A 23,272-nucleotide genomic window follows, 5' to 3' on the forward strand; every position below is an offset into this window, starting at 1 on the left:
AGTGTGTGAGTGCATCCGTTCCGCGATGAGAACGGCTTGTTTCTACTGCGTGAGTGCTACCCCGGATCCTCCGTAGTTGGGAGTTCCTGAACCGCCTAAGGCGAGGCCCTCGGCCAAGGAGACATAACGGGTGAAGTACCCCTGGATACCCCTGCAGTTGCCCGTGCAGGACGGTGCGGCGGAGTCAAGATTTGTCAGCGATGGCCCACCGCCGAACTTGTAGCCGGTGACCTTGAATGCCAAGAATCCAACCAAGGCGTATGTAGCGTGCTGCCCGTTTCCTGTCGCGGTGCTGAACACTGGAATGAGGACGGGCTCCATCAGGAGTGTGGCCAGGATGCCATTGCATTCGCTCGGAAAATCATTGCCGGGGTCGTTGCCAATTTCCGAATTGGCGATGTCGATGTTTGCCGAGCAGCCAGTGTCCCGGTCCAGCCAGCCGAAGCCGCCCTCAGCGTAACCATTCTGCGGCGGGCAACCAGGGTAATCCGGAGTATTTTCGTCGTAACGCAGGAGAATGTGCGTCGGGGTCGGATTGCCCGTGAAGTCACCGGTTGAGTTCAGCTCGGCAAGCTGGCTTGGCGTTAAGTACTTCTCGAAGACGCACTTGCTGATAGTCCACGGAAGGGTTGTTGCCTTGGTCGGCGCCCCCCAGCGTGCCTCGGCCACAGCTCGGATATCCGTAGTGTCGAAACCCATCACGCGGGCGAAGAAAAGGGAAAAGCTGTTGACTCCTGAGCCGGCCTGACGCGTGTTGGTTTCAACCCGGACCGATGTGGTGGTCGGGAACGTTATGGACGCAATTCCGCTGGAGTTGTCGTTGCTGTTGCTGTTGGCTAGTGCACTCCCCGTCGCGTTGTAACTGCCGCATGATCCTTTGCCACAGTCATTTGCGATAGCCAACGCGGAAGCGTCGGCTCCATTCTGCAGTTGGGCTTTTTCCGCATACATGGCGCCGACGTCAACGGCTAGGGCCCCGAACCCCATCAAGACAACGAGGAGCACTGCCACGATGACAGACGCGGCGCCGCGCTCGTCGCGCTCTGCTGCACGCACGGCCCGATGGTGGGCGAAACGTTGTGGAATCAACCGCCGCATCGCATTACTCCTACTCCAGTCATGGACAGCGGGAAAATAACCGGCTGGCCGAAGAAGCCGGCGTCGAGGAAGCCTGTCATTGAGGACATGGTCACCTTGGTGGTGACCGTGACATTTGTGCCGGACGTACAGCTGCCCGCATTGTGTGTGACCGTCACCGGGAGCCCCGAAAGGGACGGTGCCGCCGCCAAGGCCACGGCGCTTACGTCCAGTGACGAGTCGCTGTGATGGATGGCTGCGTACCTGGCCCCTTCACGGGCCGCCTGGGTCAGTGAGACCTGGACATTTAGCACTCGGCCGAATTCGATGATCCCGATAAGAACCAGTAGTAGCAGCGGGAGAACGATCGCCATCTCAACGGCCACTGCGCCGCGTTCTTTCCGTTTTGACTTCAAGACCGTCTCCCCAAACCTTTTGTTAGAGCGGTGAATGTTTCCTATAAGTGGAATGGGCCCTGACGGCGGTTATGCCCACCGCCAGAGCCCAAAGCGTCGTCAGCTCCGTTGAACAAATTTTCTAAAGAGCTGCCGAAACAGAAGTGAAGAGGTCGGCGACCTTCGGGCCGAGGATGATGACCGCAGCCATCACCACAACGGCGATGAAGGCGACCATGATGCCGTACTCGACCATCGTGGCGCCCTTTTCCTCTTGCAGCTTGCCTTTTGCTGTGTGAAGAACGGCATTGATTGTTGCTATGAACGAGTTCATGACTTGCTCCTTGTATAAGACCAAAATTTCAGCCTTCGGTGCCGGCCACTCGAAGAGTTCCCCAGCTGGCTGTGCGAAGGGTTGGTTGCGGTGGCACTTATGGCCACCGCAACCTCGTCGACTAGAGCTTTGCCGAAACTGACGTGAACAGGGCCGCAATCTGCGGGCCGAGGATGATGACAGCGGCCATAACCAGGACGGCGATGAAGGCGACCATGATGCCGTACTCCACCATCGTGGCGCCCTTCTCTTCGCGAGTGAGCCGGTTCTTGACGCCGGCGATAAAGGCAACCATGGAGACCAGTGCAGAGTTCATTTTGTGTTCCTTTTGTGAGTGCTGAATTGGCTTCGAATTCCCGCTCCCCCCAAAAAGGTGTTGCTGGAACTTCGATACACAAAGGAATACAGGAGTCACAAATAGCCCCACAATGAGTGGATGTACTCGTCTTTTAGACACCAGAATCGGGCGTCTACTTGGTGTTACATCCCTATAACCGCGCTACCCAAGTACGCGACTACTTGGTGTACTCGGAAAGGGCTATCGAGGGAAGACTGTGGGCAGGAGAATCCGCCCCACTTCGGCGGCCCATAGAACGGCCAGCAGGCATCCCGCGAACATGGACGGGCCGAAGGGCACAGCCGTCTTTCGGCCCGCAAACCCGCCCGTAACAAGGAGCACACTGGTCACGGCGCCCACAATAAAACCAAGGGCTATCCCGAGTATCAAGTGACCTATCGAGAGGTAGCCCAAGTACAAACCAAGTGGTGCCGAGAGCTTTACGTCGCCCATGCCCATTCCACGGGGGGAAATAACCGCCAAAATCAGGTAGATCACGAAAGTTGCGGCGCATCCGATGACTGCTACGAGCAGATTTCCCCATCGCTGGTTCATGCCGGCGTCCATTAGCAATAGTCCTAGACCGATTCCGAGGGTGGGAACAACGAGCCTGTTGGGCAATAACTTGTGCTGAAGATCGATTCGGGAGAGCACAAATCCAGCTGCGCAGAGGAAAAGGTAGGCCGGCAGCACCCAGGACCAGCCGAACCGCCAAGCCATCGCTCCGAACAGCACGCCGTTTGCAATTGCGCCGGCCCTAGCGTGCCAGCGGACGTGCCCTAGCTCGATATCGGGCAGTAACCGGCGCGTGATGAGAAGGGCAGCGGGTGCCGCGGCGAGGCCCAGGAGGGCGCAAGCGATTACCAGCAGGGCGGCCGGGGGCATTTCAGTCAACAGGGCACCTAAGCTCGGAGTTGTTCATGGTCCACGGCGCCGGACCCGAGCATCAGGTCCGGCGCAGACTGTCTACCTAGAGCCTATTTTGACCAGTGGCCTCTATACCCGCTATTCTTGATAGTCGTTGTGCGTGTCCTTTCTCGATGATGCGTGCCCGCTGAGAATCCGGTTGCAGGATAACTACTCCTCGGGCACATTCGAGACTTCTGGACCACTGGATTCTTGGAGCCCTCACCTCTGTTCCGGTAGCGCATAGATAGTAGGTGCACACGCTTACGTGACACCTAAACAAGAACGCCAGAACAAGAACGAGGCAAACACCGTGCGTACGTACACCCCGAAGCCCGGCGATATCAACCGCCAGTGGCACGTCATTGACGCCACCGACGTTGTCCTTGGTCGTCTCGCCAGCCAGACCGCAATCCTGCTGCGCGGCAAGCACAAGGCCACCTTTGCTCCCCACATGGACATGGGCGACTTCGTCATCATCATCAACGCCGAGAAGGTTGCCCTCACCGGCGCCAAGCTCGAGCAGAAGCGCGCTTACCGCCACTCCGGTTACCCGGGTGGTCTGACCTCCGTCAACTACGCGGAACTGCTTGAATCCAACCCGGTTCGCGCCGTGGAGAAGGCCATCAAGGGCATGCTCCCGAAGAACTCCCTCGCTGCACAGCAGCTGGGCAAGCTGAAGGTTTACCGCGGTGCAGAGCACCCGCACGCCGCTCAGCAGCCCAAGACTTTCGAAATTTCCCAGGTCGCCCAGTAGTCCTGGCCACCAACAACTTATCTATACAAGGAGAATCGTGGCTCAGAACGAAGAACTGACCACCGAGGCCGTTCCGGCTGAGGAAAACCTGACCAGCTACACCTCGGAAAGCGGTCCTGCAGAAGCAGAAGCGCCGAAGAAGGAACGCCCGGCACTGACTGTTGCCGGCGCAGCTGTTGGCCGCCGCAAGGAAGCCGTCGCCCGCGTCCGCATCGTTCCCGGCTCCGGCAAGTGGACCATCAACGGCCGCGAGCTGGCGAACTACTTCCCGAACAAGCTGCACCAGCAGGACGTCAACGAGCCCTTCAAGATCCTCGATCTTGACGGCGCCTACGACGTCATTGCCCGCATCCACGGTGGCGGCATCTCCGGCCAGGCCGGTGCACTGCGCCTCGGCATCGCCCGTTCACTGAACGAGATCGACGCCGAGAACAACCGCGCCACCCTGAAGAAGGCCGGTTACCTGCGTCGTGACGCCCGCGTCATCGAGCGCAAGAAGGCTGGTCTCAAGAAGGCCCGTAAGGCTCAGCAGTACTCCAAGCGCTAATCACGCTTCCCGGAAGCCCGTCCCGCCATTCGGCGGGGCGGGCTTCCGCTGTATGACGGCGCTTATCGCGTCAACTCGTAATAAACAGCCCCGCTGACCTGTTCTGCGACGAAATTTTCCCTCACCCAGAGCAATATTCTGGCTGACTCTCCGCGTCCTTCCAATGTCAATGGCGGCAGGTTCTGGAATGCGAGGGACTGAACCCGACCGTCCTTGACGAGGCTTTGGAATTGCTCCAGAGTCGGATACGGGTCTGTGCCGTCGAAGCCACCCAGGGGCAGCACAGCCCGTCCCGATTCCAGCTGGTAGTTTGCGGCTGTCTCCGAACCGATTACCGCAGTAGCCCACGTCTGGCTTGAGGGAGTTTCTCGTAGGCGACGTATCAGTTCCGGGCTGGGCGAGTCGCCAAACATCACGGACAGGTAGCTTTCGGGCGTCTTGGGCGAGGCACGTTCCCTGTCGTCCGTGCGCATTCCGAAAATGCTCGGCCCGGCAATGACGCCGGCGCCAACATGGCCGGTCAGGACGGTGTTCACGGACCAAATGACGGGGCCGCTTAGGAGGACGCCTATCGAAAGCATGCTGACTGCCCGTCTGACGACCTGTCGAGGCGGCCGCAGCAGGATCCCACCAACGGCAACGCTCCACATCACGACGACCGCGACGGGGAAGCCCGGGAAATCAGCAGTGGACCTGACAGCCGTCACAAACGCGAAGATCATGCTAGCGGCGAAAGTTACCGCTGCCGTGAAACGAATCTTGCTGCTGTCCAGGCCCCGAAGAAAGTACATAAGGGCCACCGCAGCCAAGCAACATAACGGGGGCACCGCAGAGAGCACGTAGTAAGGGTGCAGGATGCCAGACATGAACGCCAGGATCGTTGCCGAACAGCAGAACCAGACGGAGCACATTAGTAGGAAGACCCGGGACGTGAGTTCGCCTTCACGCCGCCTTAGCAGCCATACCGAGATACAAAGTCCAGCCACCGCCAGCGGCAGAAACCAACCGAACTGTCCTGAAAATTGAGGCTGAAGAAATCGTTGGAATCCAGCGTCCAGCTTCTCATTTAACCCGCTGCCAAGTCCGGAACCCATTGTTCGGCTTGCGTCCTCGCCGGTTAGTCGGTCCAAACCGTTGTATCCCATGGTGAGCTCGATAACGCTGTTGTTCCTCGAACCGCCAATGAACGGGCGGTCCGCAGGACTAGTCAACTGGACAACTGCCAACCACCAGCCAGCTGCGATGGCGGAAGCAGCGAGGGCCAGCGACAAGTGCAGCAGGCGTCTGATTACGGAAATGCGTGTGAACACCAGGTAGGCGACGGCCACTCCGGGCAGGACCACGAGCACTTGTAGCTGCTTTGTCAGAAAGGCCGCCCCCGTTAGCGCCCCCGCCATCATGAGCCACCGCAGTCTGCCGCGGTCAATAGACTCTAAGGTGCAAAAGACAATGCCAATCATGATCACGGTCAGTAAGGCGTCCGGGTTGTTATAGCGGAAGATCACAGTGGACACGGGCATTACCGCCATGAACGTCCCGGCGAGCAGTGCCGTGGCCGCGTCAAAGCGTTTCTCCACCATGCGATACAGAAGGTAGACGCTCAGGACTCCCATCACGGCTTGGGGTAGGAGGATGCTCCACGAATTCAGTCCAAACACCCGGGCGGAAAGCGCCATTATCCAGATGCTGAGAGGTGGTTTATCTACCGTGATCGCATTTCCTGGGTCCGAGGAGCCAAATAGGAGTGCAGTCCAATCGAGCGAACCCGACATGGCAGCGGCGGAATAGTAGGCATTGGCCCACCCGTTCCGGTCCAGGCCCCACGTGTAAAGAATCGCTGTGAACGTTAGAAGGGCCAGCAATGCGGGACGTTGCCACGCTGGGGATTTCTGGGGACCTCTGAAAAATTGAATGACAGGTGATGATAGCCGCCCATGTTCGCCCTTTGCTGACAGCTCGGCCTGTGCGGCTAGGCGGCTCACAGTGCCGGCTCTTTGGATGGGGTCAGGCTAACGGCGTGCACCGGCGCAGTGGAGCTCCGCCTGCGAAACACCCAGAGCCGAAGCAGTACGAACCTCATCAGCGTAGCCAGGACGTTAGCCGCGGTCAGGACGATCAGCTCATGGCTTGGCGTGGCATCCAAGTAGACAGTATGGAGTGCTGCCAGTGAAGCGGAGGTGATGGTCCAAGCCAACAGGAATACGATCATGCCTTGGAACTGCTGTGTGAAGAGCCTGGCCGGACCTCTGATCCCGAAAGTGAATCTGCGGTTCGCAGCGGTATTCCCCACCGCTGTTAACAGCAGAGACATGAAGTTGGCTTGCTGCGCGCCCATCGGTCCCTGAAGGACGAGGTAGAGCAAAGCGAAGGCGATGGTGGAGGCCGCACCGACAAGTCCGAATCGCAGGACCTGACCAAAGAAGCTTGGACGACCGGGCGGAACAAAAGGTCTGCGCCCAAGTTCCGCATAGATGGCTTGAACTGGAATGGAACCCTTCATCAGCCCTCCTCCAACCCTGATCAGGCCCCGCAGATCATCCACAGCCGTCTGCCTGATGTCGACTCGGCTATCGGGATCGTCAACCCAATCCACGGGTATCTCATGGATCCGGAGCCCTGAACGTTCGGCGATTATGAGCAGTTCGGTGTCGAAGAACCAGCCGTTGTCCTCCACGAGCGGAAGTAGCTTCTTCGCTACGTCAGCTCGGATGGCTTTGAAACCGCACTGTGCGTCAGAGAACTTGACCTGCATGGTCCGCTTGAGAAGAAAGTTGTAGCAGCGGGAAATGAATTCCCGTTTGGGGCCGCGGCTGACTCTGGAGGTGGCGCCCAACCTGGTGCCAATGGATACGTCCGAATGGCCGGACAGCAACGGGGCAACCAGCGGAGGCAGTGCTGCCAGATCCGTAGAGAGGTCGACGTCGAGGTACGCCAAGACCCTTGCGGTCGAGGCCCCCCATGCGTCCCTCAGTGCAAAGCCCCGGCCTTTGACCTGCAGCCTGCGATAAACAACGTTGGGCAATTGCGTTGCTAAGCGTGTGGCGATGACAGCAGTGTTGTCCGTGCTGGCATTGTCCGCGATGGTAATTTGCCACGTTGAAGGCATTTCCTGCGATAAGTATTCGGCGAGCCTGCTGATGCTTTTCTCGAGCACCGACTCTTCGTTGAAGACCGGTACTACGATTTCGAGCGCCAAGCCCCCAGAGCTAGGTGTCATGCCTCGAATGCTAGAGAGCCACTAGTAGCTCTGACGAGGGGTTTTGGGAAAGACGAGTACAAAGTGCGGCATATCCAAGTAGTCCAAACGAGTAGCCTCCTGGGGCTGCGTACTACCTGCGCGTCACCTGTCACCACAAGCACGGTGAGGGACAGCCCGGCCCAGTGGGTCCATCGTCTAAACTTGACCCGATGTCTAGATTATTTGGAACAGATGGTGTCCGGGGCCTGGCTAACGGCCTGCTCACAGCAGAGCTGGCGATGCAGCTGGCGCAAGCGGCCGCCGTCGTACTCGGCCACGAACGCACCACCAACGGCACCCGTCCGCGCGCCGTGGTGGCGCGCGATCCGCGTGCCAGCGGCGAGTTCATCTCGGCAGCGGTCGCGGCGGGACTCTCCAGTTCCGGCATCGATGTCTACGACGCCGGCGTCCTCCCCACACCTGCCGCCGCCTACCTGGTGGCCGACCTTAACGCCGACTTCGGCGTCATGATCTCTGCCTCCCACAACCCGGCGCCGGACAACGGCATCAAATTCTTCGCGCGGGGCGGCCAGAAGCTGCCTGACGAGGTGGAAGATGCCATCGAGGCGCAGATGGGCAAAGACCCTGTCCGGCCCACAGGCAGCGACGTGGGCCGTATCCAGACGTTCTCCGACGCCGAGGACCGCTACATCGTCCACCTCCTCGGAACCCTGCCGCACCGCCTCGACGGGCTGAAAGTGGTTCTCGACTGCGCCCACGGCGCAGCCAGCGGCTGTTCACCGCAGCTCTTCAACGACGCCGGCGCCGAGATCGTGGTCATTGGCGCCGAGCCCGACGGCCTGAACATCAACGACGGCGTGGGCTCAACCCACCTCGGCGCCCTCCAGCGCGCAGTGGTGGAACACGGTGCGGACCTGGGCATCGCCCACGACGGTGACGCCGACCGGTGCCTTGCCATCGACCATGAAGGCAACGAGGTGGACGGTGACCAGATCATGGCCATCCTCGCCCTGGCGCTGAAGGAATCCGGCAAGCTCACGGACAACGTCCTGGTGGCCACTGTCATGAGCAACCTCGGCTTGAAGATCGCCCTCCGCAACGCCGGCATCACCATCCGCGAAACTGCGGTGGGGGACCGCTACGTTCTCGAGGAAATGCGCGACGGCGGCTACAACCTTGGCGGCGAGCAGTCCGGTCACGTGATCTTCGCCGATCACGCCACTACAGGCGACGGCCTCCTGACCGGCCTGCAGCTGGCCGCCCAGGTGGCTCTCACGGGCAAGCCCTTGAAGGAACTCGCCACAGTGATGACCAAGCTTCCGCAGCTGATGATCAACGTCAAGAACGTGGACAAGGCCCGGGCTGGGACCGACGAAGGGGTTCTGGCTGCTGTGGCGGAGGCTTCCGCGGAACTCGGCGAGACCGGCCGTGTGCTCCTCCGGCCGTCCGGAACCGAGGCCTTGGTGCGTGTGATGGTGGAGGCTGCCGACATGCCCACCGCCGAACGGATCTGCAAGCATCTCGCGGCCGTGGTGCAGGAACGACTGGCGGTAGCGCCCGCAGCCTGACCCAGACCGTAGCCTAGCCCGATCCAGCAAACAAAAAGTGGTCCGCCTCTCCGGAGGCGGACCACTTTGTTATGTCCCGGAAGCTAGGCCCGGGGCCTGGCCTGGAGGGAATCGCGGATTTCCGTGAGGAGTGCGATCTGGGGGTCCTCGGCGGCCTCTTCCTTGACTTCGGTATCAATACCGAGCCGGCGGTTGCGGCGTTCGATCATGTGGTTCATCGGCATGATGACCACGAAGTAGATGGCGGCTGCCACCAGCAGGAACGAAATGATGGAGGAGATGACGGATCCGTACATGAACCCCTCCCACTGCATTTCTTCAATGCCCTTGGCATTGAACAGACGGCCGATCAGTGGAGTCAGCAAGCCTTCAACGATTGAGGTCACGACGGCGCCGAAGGCGGCACCCATGACCACTGCGACGGCAAGGTCTACGACGTTGCCCTTCATAATAAAATTCTTGAATCCGGTCAACATGGGACTGAGCTTAACCCTGTCTTGTGAACACGGTGTGACAGTAGGGTAATTTCGCGGGGTGTGTCGTCGGTCACTGGCCCTTGACGGCGGGAATTGGTTTCATATGTGTCGGGGCGTGCCGGTGTTAAAGTTAGCGGACTACTCTTCAGACTAATGACTTTGTAGCCGTATGCTTGCCCAACTACGGATGGGGGGCCGACGGAATGACACTGGAGAACGCGTTGGGCGCGACTCGAAACTCGCTAAACGGCATGCGACTAATTTTGGCTGTCTGGGTTATTGTCGCGCACAGCTGGTGGTTGACGGGGCTCGGACCCGGACCGGCGGTGGCCGGCGGTCAGTTGGGATCCTGGGCCGTAGTGGGTTTCTTTGGAATCTCTGGATATCTCATAACACTCAGCAGGCTGCGTTCCAGGAACGTTGCTGCGTTCTTCCGTGCGCGTTTCCTCCGGATAGTACCGGGGTTGGTCGTTTGCTTGATGTTGATCGCCTTTGTTATGGCCCCGATCGGGGCATTCCTTGGCAGTGGAACGTACAGCACTTTCGATGCAACGGCTTTCGTCGCAAACAACCTTTCACTTATCGGCACGCAATTAGGCAATGTTCCTATTGGCTCCACTCTTGCCGATGTGCCAGGGGCCGACGAATGGAACTCGCCGCTCTGGACGCTCTTCTGGGAGGTCCTGTGCTATGCCCTGGTTGGATCGCTCGCGCTGCTAAAGCCCGAGTTGTTTCGCGTAGCCATCGCAATCTTTTTCGGCCTAGCGATGGGCACTCTTGTTTTTCAGGTGATGGCCCAGGGTCCTACGGCAGGGCCATGGGGAAAAATTCTTTGCCCGACCGCAACCTTTCTCGCCGGATCTGTTTTGTGCCTCTTCCGGTCAAGGGTCTTCTTGCGAGGAGACATCGCAATGGTCGCCGCGGCTCTGCTTGCTCTGTCGTACTCTGCGGATTTCTTCATCGCCTTCTGCCCACTGCCCTTGGCGTACTTAATCCTTTGGTTCGGTTCGTCGCCGGCGCTCCACCGAATCGGTTCTCGATACGACATTTCCTACGGCATGTACATCTATGGCTGGCCAGTTCAGCAGCTCCTTGCTTTGGCTGGAGTGGACGCCCTGGTGCCATTGGGTGGCTTTGCCGTATTTTCCGTACTGGCAACAGCCCCTTTGGCTTGGCTGAGCTGTGTGCTGATTGAAGGTCCTGCGCAGCGCTTTGGTCGGCGAGTCTTCACCCCTCGCTTCGCATCCGCATTGGCGCTGGCCTGAGACCTGACGCGGGTCGACGATACACCGCGTCCCTGGCGAGAAGGGCTGAACGTGACCGCCCTACAAGTACCCCGGCGCCGCTTCCAGTCCGAAGTACTCTTCCAGCGTCACGATGCCCTTGGCGGCCATGTCCATGGCGGCTTCCACGCCGATGTATCTCAGGTGCCAGGACTCGTAGTAGTAGCCCGTGATCTGGTGGAACATCCACGGGTACCGCACCACGAAGCCGAAGCGGTGGGCGTTGGCTTTGGCCCACACCGCGGCCGGCTGCTCGGCGAAACACGGCTGGAACCCGCACGCCCCGCCGCCGTCGCCGATGTCGAAGGCCCAGCCGGTCTGGTGCTCCGAGAACCCGGGCCTGGCCGAAGCTGTGTCCGCCTCGGCCTGACCCCTGGACGCCACATAGCTGTTGTACGTTGCCACCTGGGTGCCGTAGGACCGGTAACCGCTCGCCAGCGTCATGGTGACGCCGTCTCCCGCGGCCGCGGCGAACATCTGCTCCGCGGCAGCCGCCGTGGTGCTGTTTAGCTGCGCCGACTCGCCCGAAACGGCCAGGGCGATGTTGGGCTGGACGAGGTCCGCCGGGACGTAGTCGGCGGGGGAGAGCGGCCGGTGCTTGTTGACCACCAGCCACGGGCTGGCGGGATCCGTCAACGAATGCTGCTGGGCCAGTCCGGCCGCGGGCGACGTAGGCGTCGGCGCGGCAGTGGGTGCCGGCGCGGCCACCGTTCCGGGTTCGGTGGCGGCAGCGCTCGTCTCCGGGCCGGCGGACGACGGCGGTGCCGCCTGCGAAGCGGAGGCGGAAGTTACGGACGGGGAAGCCGACGACGGCGGCCGGTTTCCGCCGTCGGGCGTGCAGGCTGCCAATGCAGTCAGTCCCGCGCCGGCGGCCAGGAGCCTTGCGATGGCCCGCCGGGTCGGTGCTGTGGGAGCAGGCACGGATTCAGCAGCCCCAGGAACCGCAGAACAGTTGTGGCACGCCTGTGCTAGACCTTCCGCAGGAGCATGCGGCGGATGGAGTGATCCGCTTCCTTGGTGAGCACGAGCTGCGCCCTGCCCCGCGTGGGGAGGACGTTTTCCTCGAGGTTGGGCTCGTTGATGCGTTTCCAGATGTCGCGGGCGGTGCTTTCTGCTTCCTCGTCGGACAGCGTCGCATAGCGGTGGAAGTAGGATTCCGGCTGGGCGAAGGCGGTGGTGCGCAGCTTGCGGAACCGGTCCACGTACCATTCCTCGATATAGGAGGTCTTCGCGTCCACGTAGATGGAGAAGTCGAAGAAGTCGCTCAGCGCGAGCCCCTGCTTGCCGTCATGGCGGGGCCGGGCGGGTGCCAGGACGTTCAAGCCTTCGACGATCAGCACGTCCGGGCGGCGGACCACCACTTCCTTGCCGGGCACAATGTCGTACGTGACGTGGGAGTACCAGGGTGCCCGGACCTCTTCCGCGCCGCCCTTGATCTCGCTCACGAAGCGGAGCAGGGCTCGGCGGTCGTACGACTCCGGGAAACCCTTCCGCTCCAGGAGGTGCCGGCGCTTGAGCTCTGCCAGGGGATACAGGAAACCGTCGGTGGTAATGAGCTCCACGTTCGGCGTCCCGGGCCAGCGGCGGAGCATCTCACGGAGCACGCGGGCGATGGTGGACTTGCCCACGGCCACGGAACCGGCCACGCCGATCACAAAGGGGGTGCGCTGCGTCTGCTCGCCGAGGAAGGTGGTGGTGGCGGCGTGCAGCTGGCCCGCGGCCTCGACGTAGAGGTGAAGCAGCCGGGACAGGGGCAAATAGACTTCGCGGACTTCCTTCATGTCCAGCGGATCACCGAGCCCTCTGAGACGGACCACGTCCTCTTCGTTAAGAGGCTGTTCCATCTGGGCTGCGAGCCGGGACCAGGTCTGCCTGTCCAGCTCCACGAACGGGGAGACGCCCTCTCCATTCGCTTCGTTGCGTTGCAAAGTCACGTTAGAGATTCTGCCCTCCGCGACGCTGAGAGCGAAATGCAGGGCGTCGCATCCGCTGCAACGGGGCCCGGGAACAGTGTCGCCGGGGCCGTGCCAGACCTCAGCGGACCACTACTCCATATAAGCTTGGCTCTATGTGTGGAATCGTAGGATACGTAGGCCATTCGTCAGGCCGGGTAAATGTTGGCCACGGCGCGTTGGACGTTGTCCTTGAGGGACTCCGCCGTCTGGAGTACCGCGGGTATGACTCGGCAGGCGTTGCTGTGGTGGCGGACGGAACCATTTCGTCGCGCAAGAAGTCCGGAAAGCTGAGCAACCTGCTCGCTGAACTGGAAGAGAAGCCGCTGCCGGATTCCGTCACCGGGATCGGGCACACCCGCTGGGCCACGCACGGCGGCCCCACGGACCAGAATGCGCACCCGCACCTGTCCGACGGCGGCAAGCTGGCCCTGATCCACAACGGCATCATCGAAAACTTCGCCGAGCTCAAGCTGGAACTGCTCGAAAAGGGCACCGTGTTCGCGTCCGAGACGGACACCGAGGTGGCCGCGGCGCTGCTGGGCGACATCTTCCGGAACCAGCTGAACGGCGACGCCTCCAACGGCGGCCTCACCAAGGCCATGCAGCTTGCCTGCCAGCGACTGGAAGGCGCCTTCACCCTGCTGGCCGTGCACGCGGATCAGCCCGACGTCGTCGTCGCCGCCCGCCGCAACTCCCCGCTCGTGGTGGGCCTGGGCGAGGGCGAGAACTTCCTCGGCTCAGACGTCTCCGGCTTCATCGACTACACCCGCCGGGCCGTGGAGCTGGGCCAGGACCAGATCGTGACCATCACCGCGGACACCGTGGAGATCACCGACTTCTTCGGCGCCCCGGCCCAGGGCAAGGAATACCACGTTGACTGGGATCCGGCCTCGGCCGAGAAGGGCGGCTACCCGTCCTTCATGGAGAAGGAGATCCATGACCAGCCCGACGCCGTCGCCAACACCCTGCTGGGCCGCTCGGACCTTGACGGCAAGCTGACCCTCGATGAAATGCGCATCGACCCGGAGCACCTGAAGAAGATCAACAAGATCATCGTGCTGGCCTGCGGCACCTCCGCGTACTCCGGCCAGGTGGCCAAGTACGCGATCGAGCACTGGTGCCGGATCGCCACCGAGGTGGAGCTCTCCCACGAGTTCCGCTACCGCGACCCGATCGTGGACGAGAACACGCTGATTGTGTCCATCTCGCAGTCCGGCGAGACCATGGACACCCTGATGGCCGTCCGCTACGCGAAGGAACAGGGCGCCAAGACCCTCTCCATCTGCAACACCAACGGCTCCACCATCCCGCGCGAATCCGACGCCGTGCTGTACACGCACGCCGGACCGGAGATCGCCGTCGCCTCCACCAAGGCCTTCCTGGCGCAGATCACCGCCGCCTACCTGCTGGGCCTGTATCTGGCACAGCTGCGCGGCAACAAGTTCCAGGGCGAGATCAAGGACATCCTGGCCGACCTGGGCAAGGTCCCGGCAAAGATCCAGCAGGTCCTGGACCATGTTGACGAGATCAAGGACCTGGCCCGGTCCATGGCCGGGGCCAAGTCCGTGCTGTTCCTGGGCCGCCACGTCGGGTTCCCGGTGGCCATGGAAGGCGCGCTCAAGCTCAAGGAACTGGCGTACATCCACGCCGAGGGCTTTGCCGCCGGCGAGCTGAAGCACGGCCCGATCGCGCTGATCGAGGAAGGCCAGCCGGTCTTCGTGGTGGTCCCGTCCCCGCGCGGCCGGAACTCGCTGCACGCCAAGGTGGTCTCCAACATCCAGGAAGTCCGGGCCCGCGGCGCGAAGACCATCGTCATCGCCGAGGAAGGCGACGAAGCGGTCAAGGCCTACGCCGAGCACGTCTTCTACATCCCCGAGACGCCTACGCTCCTGGCGCCGCTGCTGGCCGCCGTTCCGCTGCAGATCTTCGCCCTCGAACTTGCCACGGCCAAGGGATACGACGTGGACCAGCCACGCAACCTGGCCAAGAGCGTGACCGTAGAATAAGCCGCATGATTGTTGGCATTGGCGTAGACGTCGTAGACATTGAACGGTTCGGCCGGCAGCTGGAGCGGACCCCCGGGCTCCGTGACAGGCTGTTCGTTCCGGCCGAACGGGAACTGAACACCCGCTCCCTGGCCGCGCGCTTTGCGGCCAAGGAAGCCGTGGCCAAGGTATTGGGCGCGCCGGCGGGCATGAACTGGCAGGACTGCTGGATCGGCCTTGACCAGAACGGGCCCACCATCCAGGTTAAAGGCACCGTGCTGGCCGTCGCCGAGTCCAAGGGCGTCAAACGCTGGCACCTCTCGATGAGCCACGACGGCGGAATCGCCACGGCGACCGTCCTCGCGGAGGGCTGACGCGGACTTTCACCTGACAGCCCTGCCGCGGACCCAGCACCGATTGGACTGAATATGATCAGCGCCTACACCGGAACCCAAATACGGGAGGCCGAAAAACGGTTCTTTCAGGCAAGCCTGGACTCTGGTGCGGGCGCTGTTCTTATGCAACGCGCAGCCTACGGGCTGGCCAACGCCGTGGTCCGTGAGCTTGTTTCGCGCGGGATCCGCCCCTATGGTGCGAGCGTCGCCGTCCTTGCCGGCAAAGGCAACAACGGGGGAGACGGGCTTTTCGCCGCCGCTTTCCTGGCTGCCCGGGGAATGCGTACGACGGCGGTGCTCACCGCCGGTGACGCCCACCCTGACGGCCTGGCCGCCTTTGAACGGGCCGGCGGCCGTACCCTGACCCTCAGCGACCACAACGCTGGCGAGCTGGCAGCGGCCGGCGCCCGCGCCGACGTCGTCATTGATGCCGTGCTGGGGACCGGCGCCCAGGGAGGCCTCCGCGGCGCCGCGGCGTCCCTGATCGAGAAGCTGAACGGCGGGGCACACGGGTTTGTGGTGGCCTGCGACATTCCCAGCGGAGTGAACGCGGACACCGGCGAGTCCTATGACCCGGTCCTTCCAGCCGATATCACCGTGACTTTCGGCGGCGCGAAGGCCGGCCTGCTCGCCGATCCCGGCGCCGACCACGCCGGACGCGTACTGGTCATACCCATCGGCATCGAAACCGAACTGCCCCTGCCGGTGCTGCGGCGCCTGGAATCCGCCGACCTTGCCCGCCTGCTGCCCCCGCTGGCCCGCCGCTCCCACAAGTACACCCGCGGTGTCCTGGGAATCGTTGCCGGCTCACAGCAGTACCCGGGTGCCGCCGTGCTCGCCTGCCGGGGCGCCCTCGCGGCGGGGGCCGGCATGGTCCGGTACCTCGGCCCGCCCGAGGCAACCCGGCTGGTCCGGCAGGCCTGCCCGGAGGTAGTGTGCGGGCCGGATGCCGTGGCCGACGCCCACGTCCAGGCCTGGCTGGTTGGCCCGGGCATCGCCGACCGTGACGACGACCAGCTCCGCCGCGCGCGCGACGCCGTGGAGACCGGACTGCCCGTGGCTGCCGACGCCGGCGCGCTGCCGGCCCTCCCGGACGTCCTGCCGCCGCGTGTGGTGCTCACGCCCCACGGCGGCGAACTGGCCCGCCTCCTGCAGCGCTACGGGATCGACCTGGGGCGGCAGGGCGTTGACGGCGCCACGCTCGATGCCGTTCGCCAGGCGTCCGAACGCACCGGAGCCACCGTCCTGCTGAAGGGCGCCACCACACTGGTGGCGCCGCCGTCGGGCCCGGTTTTCAGCCAGTCGGAAGCCACCCCGTGGATGGCCACCGCCGGAAGCGGCGATGTGCTGGCCGGGATCCTCGGCTCCCTGCTGGCCCAGCATTCGGACGACGAGGACAAGTTTGACGCGTGCGGGATCTCCGCGGAACAGCGCTGGGCGGCCATCGGCGCAATGGCGGCGAGCCTGCACGGCCGAGCCGGAACCCTTGCCTCCGCCGGCGGACCCGTCACCGCCGGTGCCATCGCCAGCCACCTGCCCGAGGTGATGCGGACTTTGTAATCATTTGGCGCAAGACGCAGGAAACATAATAGTAATCCTACTTACTAGTAGTCTGTCTAGAGATTTATTCGTCACGCACGAGGAGTACACATGGAAGTCTGGCCCGGATCGGCATACCCACTGGGAGCCACTTTTAACGGCACTGGCACGAACTTTGCGCTGTTCAGCGAAAGGGCCGACAAGGTGGAACTGTGCCTCTTCGACGACAAGGGCGCGGAGACCCGGATCGAGCTCCTCGAAGTGGACGGCTACGTCTGGCACTGCTACCTGCCGCACATCCAGCCCGGACAGAAATACGGATACCGCGTCCACGGCGCCTACGATCCCGACTCCGGCAACCGGTTCAACCCGAACAAGCTGCTGCTGGACCCCTACGCCAAGGCCGTGCACGGCCAGATCGACTGGGACCCCGCGCTGTTCTCCTACAACATGGGCGATCCCGATTCCCGCAATGACGCCGATTCCGCCGCCCACATGATGATGGGCGTGGTGATCAACCCGTTCTTCGACTGGGACGGCGACCACCTGCCCCGCGTCCCGTACCACAAGTCCGTGATCTACGAGGCCCACGTCAAGGGCCTGACCCAGCTGCACCCGGAGGTGCCGGAGGACCAGCGCGGCACCTACGCCGGCGTCGCCCACCCCTCGGTCATCTCCCACCTGCAGAAGCTGGGCGTCACGGCGATCGAGCTGATGCCGGTGCACCAGTTCGTCAACGACGGCATCCTGGAGGACAAGGGCCTCAACAACTACTGGGGCTACAACACCATCGGTTTCTTCGCCCCGCACAACAGCTACAGCTCCACCGGTGACACCGGCCAGCAGGTGCAGGACTTCAAAGCCATGGTCCGCTCGCTGCACCAGGCGGGCATCGAAGTGATCCTCGACGTCGTTTACAACCACACCGCCGAAGGCAACCACCTAGGCCCCACTCTGTCCTTCAAGGGCATCGACAACGCCGCCTACTACCGGCTCATGGACGGCGACGAGAAGCACTACATGGACTACACGGGCACCGGCAACTCGCTCAACGTCCGCCACCCCCACTCGCTGCAGCTCCTGATGGATTCCCTGCGTTACTGGGTCACGGAAATGCACGTGGACGGTTTCCGGTTCGACCTCGCCTCCACCCTGGCGCGCGAATTCTATGACGTGGACAAGCTGTCCACCTTCTTCGAACTCATCCAGCAGGATCCGGTAGTGTCCCAGGTCAAGCTGATCGCCGAGCCGTGGGACGTCGGCCCCGGCGGCTACCAGGTGGGCAACTTCCCGCCGCAGTGGACGGAATGGAACGGCAAGTACCGCGACACGGTCCGCGACTTCTGGCGCGGAGAGCCGGCGACGCTTGGCGAATTCGCCTCCAGGATCACCGGCTCCGCCGACCTCTACGAGCACTCCGGCCGCCGTCCGGTCGCTTCGATCAACTTCGTCACCGCCCACGACGGCTTCACCCTGCAGGACCTGGTGTCCTACAACGAGAAGCACAATGAAGCCAACGGGGAAGACAACAACGACGGCGAATCGCACAACCGCTCGTGGAACTGCGGCGCCGAAGGCCCCACTGACGATCCCAAGGTCCTGGGCCTCCGCGCCCGGCAGCAGCGCAACTTCATCGCCTCGCTGCTGCTTTCGCAGGGTGTGCCGATGATCCTGCACGGCGACGAACTGGGCCGCACCCAGCAGGGCAACAACAACGGCTACTGCCAGGACTCCGAGCTGACCTGGATCAACTGGGACAACGTGGACCAGCCGCTGGTGGAATTCACCGCCGCCGTGAACGCCCTCCGGCACAAGCACCCCACCTTCCGGCGCAGCCGCTTCTTCGACGGCAGGCCGGTCCTCCGCGGCGAGGGCGAACGGCTTCCGGACATCGAATGGCTGGACGTTGACGGCTCCACCATGAAGCCCGAGGACTGGGACAGCGGCTTCGGCCGCTCGGTGGGCATGTTCCTCAACGGCGACGGCATCCGCGGCCGGGACGAACGCGGCCGCCGCATCACCGACGTCAACTTTGTGCTCTACTTCAACGCGCACGACGACGAAGTGAAGTTCACGCTGCCGTCCGACGAATACGCGCCCGCCTGGGACATCATCATCGACACTGCAGGGCACAACGCGGATACCGAACCGGTGGAAGCCGGAGACGCACTGCCCGTGGCCGCCAAGTCCCTCGTGGTACTCCGCGCCCACAGCGTCCCGGAAACGGAACCGGACCACTCGGTGGCGGCATCGCTCGCGGCCCTGTCCCAGACAACCACCAGCGACACCGCGGCACTCACCACGCCGGCCATCCCGGAACCCGCGCAGACCAGGAAGATAAAGGCGAAGGGCAAGGCGGATTCATGAGGACGCCTGTCTCCACCTACCGGCTCCAGATCCGCCCTTCCTTTACGCTCCAGGACGCTGCGGCCCAGGTTTCCTACCTGAAGTCGCTGGGCGCGGACTGGATCTACCTGTCCCCGATCCTGACGGCTGAAAAGGGGTCGGACCACGGGTACGACGTCACGGACCCGTCCGCGGTGGACCCCGACCGCGGCGGCCCCGACGGCCTCGAAGCGGTGTCCCGGGCGGCCCGGGACGCCGGCATGGGCGTGCTCGTGGACATCGTGCCCAACCACGTGGGAGTGGCGTCGCCGTACCAGAACCCCTGGTGGTGGTCCCTCCTCAAGGAAGGGCGGAAGTCCCGTTACGCGGAAGCGTTCGACGTCGACTGGGACGTCGCAGGCGGACGCATCCGGCTCCCTGTGCTGGGAAGCGATGACGAGCTGGACAAGCTCGAAGTCCGCGACGGCGAGCTCCGCTACTACGACCACCGTTTCCCGCTGGCCGACGGCAGCTACACCGACGGGGACGACCCCCGCGACGTCCACGACCGCCAGAACTACGAACTCGTGGGCTGGCGCCGCGCGGACAACGAGCTCAACTACCGCCGCTTTTTCGCCGTCAATACGCTGGCCGGCATCCGGGTGGAAGTCCCCCGGGTATTCGACGAAGCGCATGCCGAAGTGGTCCGCTGGTTCCGCGAGGGGCTGGCGGACGGACTCCGGATCGACCACCCGGACGGGCTGGCCGACCCGGAGGGCTACCTGCGGCGGCTCCGCGAAGCGACCGGCGGCAGGTACCTGCTGATCGAGAAGATCCTGGAACCGGGGGAGGAGCTGCCGGCTTCGTTCGAGTGCGAAGGCACCACCGGCTACGACGCCCTGGCGGACGTGGACCGGCTTTTCGTGGACCCTTCGGCGGAGGCGGCCCTTGACCAGCTCGACGGCAGGCTCCGCGGCGGAGAACCGGCAGACTACGAGGAGATGATCCGCGGAACCAAGCGCCGGATCACCGACGGTATCCTGCACTCGGAGATCCTCCGGCTGGAGCGGCTTATTCCGTCCGGAACCGACCCCGCCGGGACGGTGCTGGATGGCGGGCGGGCTGCTGATGCCATCTCCGAGATCATTGCCGCCTTCCCCGTGTACCGGACCTACCTCCCGTACGGCGAGGAAGTCCTGAAGGAAGCCTGCAGCCTGGCTGCGCGGAACCGGCCCGACCTGGCACCCGCGGTGGACCTCCTGCAGCCGCTGCTGCTGGATGCCGGTTCGGCGCTGGCACAGCGCTTCCAGCAAACCTCCGGCATGGTGATGGCCAAGGGCGTGGAGGACACCGCGTTCTTCCGCTACACCCGGCTGGGCACCCTGACCGAGGTGGGTGCCGACCCCACCGAGTTCGCCCTTGACCCGGCGGAATTCCACCACCGGATGGCGCGGCGTGAAGCCGAACTGCCGTTGTCCATGACCACGCTCAGCACCCACGACACCAAGCGCAGCGAGGACACCCGGGCCCGGATTTCGGTGATCTCCGAGTTCGTGACCGAATGGGAGCAGGTCCTGGCCAAACTGCAGGAACTTGCCCCGCTGCCTGACGGGCCGTTGGCCAGCCTGCTGTGGCAGGCCATCGCGGGGGCGTGGCCCGCCTCCCGGGAACGCCTGCAGCAATACGCCACCAAGGCTGCCCGCGAGGCCGGCAATTCCACCGACTGGCTGGACCCGAACGAGGCGTTTGAGCAAAAGCTGGCCGCCGCCGTCGATGCCGCGTTCGACAACCCGGATGTGCGTGCCGAACTGGAGGCCTTCGTGGCACTCCTGGAACCGTACGGCGCCGCCAACGCGCTGTCCGCGAAACTGGTGCAGCTGACCATGCCGGGCGTCCCCGACGTGTACCAGGGCACCGAGTTCTGGGACCGCTCGCTCACCGATCCGGACAACCGCCGCACCGTCGACTTCGCCGCGCGGCAGCGGGCGCTGGACGCGCTCGACGCCGGCGAGCCTCCGGCATCGTACCGGGACGACGCAGCCAAGCTGCTGGTGACCTCACGGGCGCTCCGGCTCCGGCGTGACCGGCCTGAGCTCTTCACTGGCTACACGGCAGTCACAGCTTCCGGTCCGGCCGCCGGGCACGTGGTGGCGTTCAGCCGCGGAACCGGCGAGTCTGCCGGCGCCCTGACCTTGGCCACCAGGCTGCCGCGCGGGCTGGAACAGTCCGGCGGCTGGCAGGACACCTCGGTGGAGCTGCCGGCAGCCATGACGGACGAACTCACAGGCAACGGCTTCGGACCTGGCACGGTCCGCGTTGCGGACATCCTGGCCGGGTACCCTGTAGCGTTGCTCGTTCCTGACGCTGCCCCTGCCGCCACTGCTGCGGCCCACGGATCGGAGAACCGCTGATGACGCGGCCCCTGAGCGGAAGCGGACGCTTCGACATCTGGGCCCCCGACGTCACCGCCATCACCCTGCTGGCTGAGGGCGCCGAGTACCCCATGAGCCGGCGCGACGGCGGCTGGTGGACCGCCCCGGACGCCCCGGCCGACGGGGAAGTGTTCTACGGCTACCTGCCAGGGACGGACACCACTCCGTTGCCGGACCCCCGGTCCCGCCGCCAGCCCGAGGGCGTCCACTCACTGTCCCGTACCTTTGACCCGTCCGCCCATGAGTGGGCGGACGGGGACTGGTCCGGCCGGGAGCTTCAGGGTGCCGTCATCTACGAACTGCACATCGGGACCTTCACGCCCGAAGGAACCCTGGAGGCAGCCGCCGGAAAGCTGGGCTACCTCAAGGACCTCGGCGTCGACTTCGTTGAGCTCCTGCCGGTCAACGGCTTCAACGGCACCCACAACTGGGGCTACGACGGCGTCCTCTGGTACACCGTCCATGAGGGCTACGGCGGCCCGGCGGCGTACCAGAGCTTCGTGGACGCCGCCCACGGCGCAGGCCTGGGCGTCATCCAGGACGTGGTCTACAACCACCTCGGCCCCAGCGGGAACTATCTGCCGAAGTTCGGGCCCTACCTCAAGTCCGGGGAGGGGAACACCTGGGGCGACTCGGTGAACCTGGACGGGAACGGCTCCGACGAGGTCCGCCGCTACATCCTGGACAACGCGGCCATGTGGCTCCGGGATTACCACGTTGACGGTCTGCGGATCGACGCCGTGCATGCCTTCAAGGACGAGCGCGCGGTCCACCTCCTCGAGGAATTCGGTGCCCTGGGGGACGCAGTGGCCGCGGAAACCGGCCGGCCGATCACCATGATCGCGGAGTCGGACCTCAACAACCCCCGCCTGCTGTACCCCCGCGATGTCAACGGCTACGGGCTGGAGGGGCAGTGGAGCGACGACTTCCACCACGCCGTCCACGTGAACGTCAGCGGTGAGACCGCAGGGTATTACAGCGACTTCGACTCATTGGGTGCCCTGGCCAAGGTCCTGCGGGACGGCTTCTTCCACGACGGCAGCTACTCCAGCTTCCGCGGCCGGCACCACGGGCGGCCCATCAACACGTCGCTCGTACACCCCGCCGCCCTGGTGGTGTGCAGCCAGAACCACGACCAGATCGGCAACCGCGCCACGGGCGACCGGCTTTCCCAGTCGCTGTCCTACGGCCAGTTGGCCCTGGCCGCTGTCCTCACGCTGACGTCGCCCTTCACTCCCATGCTCTTCATGGGCGAGGAATACGGTGCCACCACGCCCTGGCAGTTCTTCACCTCCCACCCGGAGCCGGAGCTGGGCAAGGCGACGGCGGAAGGCCGCATCAAGGAGTTCGAGCGCATGGGGTGGGACCCCGCCGTCGTGCCTGATCCCCAGGATCCGGAGACCTTCAACCGGTCGAAACTGAACTGGGCCGAGGCCGCCGGGGGCGACCACGCCCGCCTCCTGGACCTCTACCGTGCACTGACCGCGCTGCGCCGCACCACTCCGGAACTGGCCGGCCTGGAGTTCGCGGACACCGTGGTGGACTTCAGCGAGGACGAGCGCTGGCTGCGGTTCCGCCGCGGAGACGTCCAGGTGGCACTGAACTTCTCGGAGCAGGCGGTCAAGCTCGGGGACACTGCGGGCTCAGTGCTGCTCGCCACCGACGAGGCTACGGCCTTGCACGGCGGGGCACTGGTGCTGGCTCCGTGGAGTGCGGCCATCCTGAAGGGCTGACTTCAGGGGTCTGCTGCCGGGTTTGGTTG

The 23,272-nt window shown here is 63.8% G+C and carries 20 protein-coding genes; 10 read left to right on the plus strand and 10 right to left on the minus strand.

The genetic code is table 11. From position 1 onward, the window contains the following. Positions 1-42: 42 nt before the first annotated feature. From AC6JAC_RS07140 to AC6JAC_RS07160, 5 genes are all read right to left on the minus strand, one after another. On the minus strand, positions 43-1,098 hold the full coding sequence (locus AC6JAC_RS07140) for a Tad domain-containing protein (RefSeq protein WP_051628704.1): 1,056 nt from the start codon (positions 1,096-1,098) through the stop codon (positions 43-45). Then, positions 1,086-1,493 (minus strand): TadE/TadG family type IV pilus assembly protein, encoded by a 408-nt coding sequence (locus AC6JAC_RS07145; protein WP_028269543.1) that lies wholly within the window; start codon positions 1,491-1,493, stop codon positions 1,086-1,088. Before AC6JAC_RS07145 ends, AC6JAC_RS07140 begins: the two co-directional genes overlap by 13 nt. A gap of 121 nt (positions 1,494-1,614) precedes the next feature. Beyond that, on the minus strand, positions 1,615-1,806 hold the full coding sequence (locus tag AC6JAC_RS07150) for a Flp family type IVb pilin (RefSeq protein WP_028269542.1): 192 nt from the start codon (positions 1,804-1,806) through the stop codon (positions 1,615-1,617). Between the two features lie 121 nt (positions 1,807-1,927). Then, complete coding sequence (locus AC6JAC_RS07155) at positions 1,928-2,122, minus strand: Flp family type IVb pilin (RefSeq protein WP_043437555.1); 195 nt, start codon at positions 2,120-2,122, stop codon at positions 1,928-1,930. A gap of 222 nt (positions 2,123-2,344) precedes the next feature. Then, on the minus strand, positions 2,345-3,028 hold the full coding sequence (locus AC6JAC_RS07160) for a prepilin peptidase (protein WP_051628703.1): 684 nt from the start codon (positions 3,026-3,028) through the stop codon (positions 2,345-2,347). A 334-nt stretch (positions 3,029-3,362) separates the two neighbouring features. Between AC6JAC_RS07160 and rplM the strand changes: the two genes are divergently transcribed. Both rplM and rpsI read left to right on the plus strand, forming a co-directional pair. Next, positions 3,363-3,806, plus strand: coding sequence for a 50S ribosomal protein L13 (gene rplM, locus AC6JAC_RS07165; RefSeq protein ID WP_011692756.1), 444 nt, complete (start codon positions 3,363-3,365; stop codon positions 3,804-3,806). 37 nt (positions 3,807-3,843) lie between these two features. Then, on the plus strand, positions 3,844-4,353 hold the full coding sequence (gene rpsI / locus AC6JAC_RS07170; protein ID WP_051628702.1) for a 30S ribosomal protein S9: 510 nt from the start codon (positions 3,844-3,846) through the stop codon (positions 4,351-4,353). A 62-nt stretch (positions 4,354-4,415) separates the two neighbouring features. On the opposite strand, the gene AC6JAC_RS07175 is transcribed toward rpsI, so the two are convergent. Both AC6JAC_RS07175 and AC6JAC_RS07180 read right to left on the minus strand, forming a co-directional pair. Next, positions 4,416-6,125, minus strand: a complete 1,710-nt coding sequence (locus tag AC6JAC_RS07175) for a glycosyltransferase family 39 protein (RefSeq protein WP_269319487.1) — start codon at positions 6,123-6,125, stop codon at positions 4,416-4,418. 206 nt (positions 6,126-6,331) lie between these two features. Continuing rightward, positions 6,332-7,549 (minus strand): bifunctional glycosyltransferase family 2/GtrA family protein, encoded by a 1,218-nt coding sequence (locus AC6JAC_RS07180; protein ID WP_442853332.1) that lies wholly within the window; start codon positions 7,547-7,549, stop codon positions 6,332-6,334. Between the two features lie 212 nt (positions 7,550-7,761). Here AC6JAC_RS07180 and glmM point away from each other — a divergent pair, with 212 nt between their 5' ends. After that, positions 7,762-9,120: a phosphoglucosamine mutase gene (gene glmM, locus AC6JAC_RS07185; RefSeq protein ID WP_028269538.1), complete on the plus strand. Its 1,359-nt coding sequence runs from the start codon at positions 7,762-7,764 to the stop codon at positions 9,118-9,120. An 83-nt stretch (positions 9,121-9,203) separates the two neighbouring features. Here glmM and mscL read toward each other — a convergent pair whose 3' ends face one another. Continuing rightward, positions 9,204-9,596 carry a large conductance mechanosensitive channel protein MscL gene (gene mscL / locus AC6JAC_RS07190; RefSeq protein ID WP_028269537.1) on the minus strand — a complete coding sequence of 131 codons (393 nt, stop codon included), beginning with the start codon at positions 9,594-9,596 and terminating at the stop codon, positions 9,204-9,206. Positions 9,597-9,799: 203 nt separating this feature from the next. Here mscL and AC6JAC_RS07195 point away from each other — a divergent pair, with 203 nt between their 5' ends. Continuing rightward, entirely contained in the window at positions 9,800-10,861 is a 1,062-nt protein-coding gene (locus AC6JAC_RS07195) for an acyltransferase family protein (RefSeq protein ID WP_028269536.1), read from the plus strand. 60 nt (positions 10,862-10,921) lie between these two features. On the opposite strand, the gene AC6JAC_RS07200 is transcribed toward AC6JAC_RS07195, so the two are convergent. Both AC6JAC_RS07200 and coaA read right to left on the minus strand, forming a co-directional pair. Further along, positions 10,922-11,800 carry a M15 family metallopeptidase gene (locus AC6JAC_RS07200; RefSeq protein WP_028269535.1) on the minus strand — a complete coding sequence of 293 codons (879 nt, stop codon included), beginning with the start codon at positions 11,798-11,800 and terminating at the stop codon, positions 10,922-10,924. Between the two features lie 47 nt (positions 11,801-11,847). Continuing rightward, complete coding sequence (coaA, locus tag AC6JAC_RS07205; RefSeq protein ID WP_197024893.1) at positions 11,848-12,822, minus strand: type I pantothenate kinase; 975 nt, start codon at positions 12,820-12,822, stop codon at positions 11,848-11,850. A gap of 125 nt (positions 12,823-12,947) precedes the next feature. On the opposite strand from coaA, the gene glmS reads away from it, so the two are divergent. The 6 genes from glmS (at position 12,948) to treZ (ending at position 23,243) form a co-directional block, all read left to right on the plus strand. Beyond that, positions 12,948-14,840, plus strand: coding sequence for a glutamine--fructose-6-phosphate transaminase (isomerizing) (gene glmS, locus AC6JAC_RS07210; RefSeq protein ID WP_028269533.1), 1,893 nt, complete (start codon positions 12,948-12,950; stop codon positions 14,838-14,840). Positions 14,841-14,845: 5 nt separating this feature from the next. Continuing rightward, positions 14,846-15,193 (plus strand): holo-ACP synthase, encoded by a 348-nt coding sequence (locus AC6JAC_RS07215; RefSeq protein WP_011692749.1) that lies wholly within the window; start codon positions 14,846-14,848, stop codon positions 15,191-15,193. 54 nt (positions 15,194-15,247) lie between these two features. Continuing rightward, positions 15,248-16,774, plus strand: coding sequence for an NAD(P)H-hydrate dehydratase (locus tag AC6JAC_RS07220; RefSeq protein WP_497964083.1), 1,527 nt, complete (start codon positions 15,248-15,250; stop codon positions 16,772-16,774). A 90-nt stretch (positions 16,775-16,864) separates the two neighbouring features. Further along, positions 16,865-19,120: a glycogen debranching protein GlgX gene (glgX, locus tag AC6JAC_RS07225; RefSeq protein ID WP_028269531.1), complete on the plus strand. Its 2,256-nt coding sequence runs from the start codon at positions 16,865-16,867 to the stop codon at positions 19,118-19,120. Further along, positions 19,117-21,489 carry a malto-oligosyltrehalose synthase gene (gene treY / locus AC6JAC_RS07230; RefSeq protein ID WP_497964085.1) on the plus strand — a complete coding sequence of 791 codons (2,373 nt, stop codon included), beginning with the start codon at positions 19,117-19,119 and terminating at the stop codon, positions 21,487-21,489. Before glgX ends, treY begins: the two co-directional genes overlap by 4 nt. Further along, the gene (gene treZ, locus AC6JAC_RS07235) at positions 21,489-23,243 is read left to right on the plus strand and encodes a malto-oligosyltrehalose trehalohydrolase (RefSeq protein ID WP_028269529.1); all 1,755 of its coding nucleotides are present in this window, start codon (positions 21,489-21,491) and stop codon (positions 23,241-23,243) included. Before treY ends, treZ begins: the two co-directional genes overlap by 1 nt. Positions 23,244-23,272: the final 29 nt, after the last annotated feature.

Source organism: Arthrobacter sp. KUASC02, assembly GCF_059739395.1.